This window comes from Halorubrum tibetense (assembly GCF_042661865.1).
In the GTDB taxonomy this organism is placed as follows: Archaea; Halobacteriota; Halobacteria; order Halobacteriales; family Haloferacaceae; genus Halorubrum; species Halorubrum tibetense.
This window is the reverse complement of the sequence record NZ_JBHSWW010000169.1, coordinates 1-5,435: the sequence shown is the minus strand read 5'-3', so window position 1 is coordinate 5,435 and position 5,435 is coordinate 1. Positions and strand designations below refer to the sequence as shown.

Genomic DNA, 5,435 nt, shown 5'->3' with positions numbered 1-5,435 from the left:
CGCGGGCGTTCCAGTCCACCTCGACGGCGCGCGCGTGTTCAACGCCGCGGTCGCGCTCGGTGTCGATGCGAGCGAGATCGTCGACCACGTCGACAGCGTCACGTTCTGCCTCTCGAAGGGGCTCGGCGCGCCAGTCGGCTCGATCCTGGCGGGCGACGAGGCGTTCATCGAGGCGGCCCGCCGGGTCCGCAAGCTGTTCGGCGGCGGGATGCGTCAGGCAGGGATGATCGCCGCGCCCGGGCTGCTCGCGCTGGAGAACGTGGACCGGCTCGCGACCGACCACGCGAACGCTACTCGGCTCGCGGCCGATCTCGACGCCCTGGCGGGGGTCCATGCGCCGGAGCCGGACACGAACATCGTCGTGGCCCACACGGAGACCGCGGGGATCCCCGCGTCGGCGCTGGTCGACGCCTGCGCGGACGCCGGGATCGGCTGTGTCGAGTTCGACGAGTACACCACCCGGTTCACGACGCACCTCGATGTCGACGAAGCGGATATCGACGCCGCAACCCACCGGATCGCGGATGTCGTCGACGGACTGTCAGGGTAGTGGTAGCGTGGTAGCGGCGGCGCTGACGCTGCCGACGGGAACTCCGTCGACGCGGACTTCGTGGACGCGGACTTCGTCGACGGTTCGACCTCTATCGACGGGAGACAGATCAGCCGGTCGCGACCCACATCAGCCAGACGTTCGTCGTCGTGAGGAACAGGCCGACGAGCGTCAACAACACCGGCGGGAAGTAGTACAGGAGTCCGTCGCCCTCGCGTGCCCCGTGCACGCTTATCCACAACATGACCAGGTACACCGCGATCTTCAGTCCGACGAGCCCGGCTAGCCCGAAGGCGTCGATCGCCGCGGCGACGACCGGGTTCGCTTCGTCGACCTCGGGGACGTACTGGAGGAAGGCGATCGTGGAGACGATGTCGCCGACCCCGTACGTGGTCGTCGCTGCGATCCACAGCGTGTAGAACTTGCGGGGGCGACGAAGGTACGCGGGGTGGCGGCGAGAGCGGTCGCGAGCGCGGGACACGCGAAAATCTCCGAGTGGATCGACCCTGAAACTACCGGTAGCCGTCGCTCGGGTGGGGACCGGAATCGGATCGGATCGGATCGGATCGGAGCGAACCCAATCGGAACGGATCAGAGCGAACCCAATCGGAACGGATCGGAGCGAACCCAATCGGAGGCGGCCACCGGTTTCGGTTCTTTTTACCTCTCGCGGGCGGTGGAACGCGTATGGGAACGCCGCTGGAGCCACGGTCGGAGCAGGTGACGGAGGTCCTCGATCGACTGTACGAGGAGTACCCCGACTCCACGATCTCGCTGAACTACTCGACCCGCCTCGAGCTGTTGATCGCCGTGATCCTCTCGGCGCAGTGTACCGATGAACGCGTGAACTCGGTGTGTGCCGAACTGTTCGAGACGTACCAAACGCCCGAGGAGTACGCGAACGCACCACAGGAGGAGCTCGCGGAGGCGATCAACTCGATCACTTACTACAACAACAAGGCGAAGTACATCCGGTCGGCCTGTGCGGACATCGCCGAGGAACACGACGGCGAGGTGCCGGACACGATGTCCGAGCTGACCGATCTGGCGGGCGTCGGGCGGAAGACGGCGAACGTCGTGCTCCAGCACGGCCACAACGTCGTCGAGGGGATCGTCGTCGACACCCACGTGCAGCGGATCACTCGCCGATTGGGGATCACGGAGGAGGAACGACCGGAGCGCATCGAGTCGGATCTGGTCGACATCGTTCCCGAGGACGACTGGCAGCAGTTTACACACCTCATGATCGACCACGGGCGGGCGACGTGTACCGCGATCAACCCTGACTGTACGGACTGCGTTCTCGCCGACGTGTGTCCGTCCGCGAAGCCCGACGCCGACATCGACCTGGCGAGCGGCGACCCGTGGTGAATCGGAGCACTGGGCGCGGCAACAGTCGGCGCTACCGACGCTGTCAGCGCGGCGGCACCCGCCGAACGTCGTACCGTCTCCGCGCGTCTCGCCCATTCGAATTCGACGTATGTTAGGTTTGTATTTATTATTCAGTATATAATTTTTGATATAAAGTATATAATAGTCTTTTGCACATCGGATGCTGTCGATCACATATAAAGCCCCCAACGATCGGGGGATCTCACGGGATCCTTCCACGGATCTTGGAACTCCCTCGGCTGCTTATGGCGGTATACGGCGTATCCGTAACTGGAGAGAGACACTATGTCCACACAATCACGCAACGAGTTCGGCGGGGAGTTCGGCGGGGTAACGCTGTTGGGGAAGGCGCACTCGCTGTCGGCGCTGTTCCTGGTCATGCTGCGGGCGGTCATCGGCGGGATGATCCTGTTCGCGGGGCTCGGGAAGTTCGCGTTCGTCAGCGGTGAGGCATTCGACGCGAGCGGCTACCTGGTCCACGGCGTGGCCGACGCCAGCCCCGCGAGCGGGATCTACGCGGCGATGGGCCAGACGGCCTGGTTCGTCGAGATCGTGAACGTGATCGTGCCGCTGACGCAGGTGCTCATCGGCGTGGCGCTCATCGCCGGCGCGTTCGTTCGGCTGGCTGCCCTCGGCGGTGCCATGCAGATGATGATGTTCTACCTCGGCGGCTGGGAGGGTGAGTGGCTCGCCCTCTTCGACTCGACGCTCATCTACGCGGTCGTGTTCCTCACGGTCGCGGCGTTCGGCGCGGGTCGCATCCTCGGGATCGACAAGTACATCGAGAGTATCGAGGTCGGCGGACAGCCCCTCGTCGAGCGGTTCCCGGTCGCCCGCTACCTCCTCGGCTGAGCCGGGGACGCGGGAGGCCACCCACCGACGAACCGAACACCCTCGACCCGTCTCGTTTTGATCCGCATTCGACGCGACCAGCGACGACGCCACGCGTTTCCCGTTCCAATCCTTATAAGGACGCGCGGGCTGAACTGCGGGTAATGGAACGCGGATCGCGGGAGGCGTTCGACCGGATGGGAACTCTCGGTATCGAGGAGGAGTTCTTCATTGTGGACGCCGACGGCCGTCCGACCTCGGGAACGGACGACCTCGTGTACGAACGGCTACCGCCGGCGGCGGTTCCCGACGGCTTCGATCACGAGCTATTTAAATGTACGATCGAGGCGCAGACGCCGCTGATAACGGATCCGAGCGACGCCGAGGCGGAGCTCGAAGCCGTCCGCGGGGCGCTCGTCGAACACGCCGCCGAGAGCGGTTATCGGATCGCCGCGAGCGGGTTGCATCCGGCGGCCCGATGGCGCGAACTCGACCACGCCGAGAAACCCCGCTACCGCTCGCAGCTGGACCGGATCCAGTACCCGCAACACCGCAACACGACGGCCGGACTCCACGTCCACGTCGGCGTCGACGACGCTGACAAGGCCGTGTGGATCGCGAACCGGCTCCGGTGGCACTGTCCGGTGTTGCTCGCGCTGTCGGCGAACTCGCCGTTCTGGAACGGTCACGACACGGGGTTGGCGTCTGGTCGAGCCGTGGTGTTCGAGAACCTCCCGAACACCGGGATCCCGTCGGCGTTCGAGGATTTCGACGCGTTCGACCGCTTCGAGCGGCGGATGGTCGATCACGGCTCGATAGACGACCGAGGGGAGATCTGGTTCGACGTACGACCCCACACCGGTCACGGGACGGTAGAGGTCCGCGCCCCGGACGCCCAGCGCGATCCGGACCGGACGCTGGCGTTCGTCGAGTACGTCCACGCGCTCGTCGTCGACCTCGGGGAACGCTACGCGGACGGCGAGTCGCGCCCGCTCCCCAGGCGGGAACTGCTCGACGAGAACAAGTGGCGGGCCCTGCGTCACGGCCACGACGCGTCGTTCCTGACCCGGGATGGCGAGGGAACGATCGGGTTGGAAGCGGCCGTCGACCGGGCGTGTGACCGGCTCGGGATCGACGGGGTCCGCGAGGTGTACGCGGACGAAAGCGGGAGCGAGCGCCAGCGACGGATCCACGCGACCGACGGTCTCGATGCGCTCTGTCGTGATCTGATGTTGGACACCTGATACGGGTTTTCGTCGGAACAGAGGCGACGAGAAACGCTTTTCCCCGCGTAGTGCCGACTGTCGCGTATGACTACGGACGACGCGGCGGGTGCCGATTCCGGCACGGACGCCGGGGCGAACGCCGAGAACGCCGAGGACGAGTCCCCGACCGAGCGCACCAAAGAGGAGCTCCGGAAGACGAAAGAGCGGATCGGCGAGGGCGCTGACAAGGCGGTCAAGGGGTTCGACGACAACGTCGTCGACCTGTTGGCGTGGCTGCTCGACACCGAGACGCGCGCTCGGATCTACGTGTACCTCCGGGAGCACCCCGAGAGCACGAGCGACGAGGTCGCCGACGGGACCGGGCTGTATCCGAGCACGGTCCGCGAGGCGCTCGCCGAGCTCCACGACGAGGGGACGGTCTCGCGAGGGAAACGGGAGGCCGACGGCGCGGGGAACAACCCGTACGAGTACGAGGCCATCGCGCCGAGCGAGCTCGTCCGGGGCGTCGTCGGCGACGTCCAAGCCGAGCTGAACGCCGTGTTCAATCTCGACCGACGGCTCGGAGGAGAGGACGCGGACGGCGACGACGAACCCGTCCAAATTTCCGTCGCGGGTGACGATGAGACGGCCAGCGACGATGAGACGGCCAGCGACGATGAGACGGCCAGCGACGATGAGACGGCCAGCGACGAGGAACGAGGGCACTGACGGCGACGAGGGCATCCGAGTGAGTCGGTCGTCGCCGCCGGCCCGTTTCCGGCTACGGCGTCGACCGCGGTTCGGGATGATTTAAGTCGCGGCCGCGCAACCAACGGGCATGGACGTCGCGCTTGGCGGCACGTTCGACCCCGTTCACGACGGCCACCGGGCGCTGTTCGAACGGGCCTTCGAGCTGGGCGACGTGACCGTCGGACTGACTTCCGACGAGCTCGCTCCGAAAACCCGCCACGTCGACCGATACGTTCGATCCTTCGATGACCGGAAGCGTGATCTGGAGGCCGAATTAGCCCCGATAGCGGCGGCACACGATCGGGAGTACACGGTCCGGACGCTGGAGGAACCGACCGGTATCGCCGTCGAGCCGGAGTTCGACGCGCTGATCGTCTCCCCCGAGACGAAGGACGGCGGGGAGCGGATCAACGAGATCCGGACGGAACGCGGCCACGACCCGCTCGATATCGTCGTCGTCGATCACGTATCCGCGGTCGACGGGGAGCGCATCTCCTCGACACGGATCGTCGCCGGCGAGATCGACGAACACGGAAACCTCACCCCGAACCGCGACGGTCGGGGCGCGACCCGACCGGAATGACGGGCGCTACGGAGGTCCTCCTCGGCGAGACGGGCGTCGAGCGCGCCGCCGTCTGGAGCGTCGTCGGCTTCGGACTGACTCTCGCCGCGTTTCGGGGAGCCGCTCGACTCGGAGCCCCAGGGGC

General features: G+C 66.2%; 7 protein-coding genes. 6 read left to right on the top strand and 1 reads right to left on the bottom strand.

The window, feature by feature from the left end:
- The coding region (locus ACFQEU_RS10890; RefSeq protein WP_379782027.1) for a threonine aldolase family protein at nt 1–550 on the top strand (550 nt) is incomplete at its 5' end.
- A gap of 109 nt (nt 551–659) precedes the next feature.
- On the opposite strand, the gene ACFQEU_RS10885 is transcribed toward ACFQEU_RS10890, so the two are convergent.
- Entirely contained in the window at nt 660–1,031 is a 372-nt protein-coding gene (locus ACFQEU_RS10885) for a DUF5658 family protein (RefSeq protein WP_379782025.1), read from the bottom strand.
- A gap of 206 nt (nt 1,032–1,237) precedes the next feature.
- Here ACFQEU_RS10885 and nth point away from each other — a divergent pair, with 206 nt between their 5' ends.
- The 5 genes from nth (at nt 1,238) to ACFQEU_RS10860 (ending at nt 5,311) form a co-directional block, all read left to right on the top strand.
- Nucleotides 1,238–1,921, top strand: a complete 684-nt coding sequence (gene nth, locus ACFQEU_RS10880) for an endonuclease III (protein ID WP_379782023.1) — start codon at nt 1,238–1,240, stop codon at nt 1,919–1,921.
- Nucleotides 1,922–2,227: 306 nt separating this feature from the next.
- Nucleotides 2,228–2,794, top strand: a complete 567-nt coding sequence (locus ACFQEU_RS10875; protein WP_379782021.1) for a DoxX family protein — start codon at nt 2,228–2,230, stop codon at nt 2,792–2,794.
- Nucleotides 2,795–2,937: 143 nt separating this feature from the next.
- Nucleotides 2,938–4,017, top strand: coding sequence for a glutamate--cysteine ligase (locus ACFQEU_RS10870; protein ID WP_379782019.1), 1,080 nt, complete (start codon nt 2,938–2,940; stop codon nt 4,015–4,017).
- Nucleotides 4,018–4,083: 66 nt separating this feature from the next.
- Nucleotides 4,084–4,707 carry a helix-turn-helix domain-containing protein gene (locus ACFQEU_RS10865; protein WP_379782017.1) on the top strand — a complete coding sequence of 208 codons (624 nt, stop codon included), beginning with the start codon at nt 4,084–4,086 and terminating at the stop codon, nt 4,705–4,707.
- 109 nt (nt 4,708–4,816) lie between these two features.
- Entirely contained in the window at nt 4,817–5,311 is a 495-nt protein-coding gene (locus ACFQEU_RS10860; RefSeq protein ID WP_379782015.1) for a phosphopantetheine adenylyltransferase, read from the top strand.
- Nucleotides 5,312–5,435: the final 124 nt, after the last annotated feature.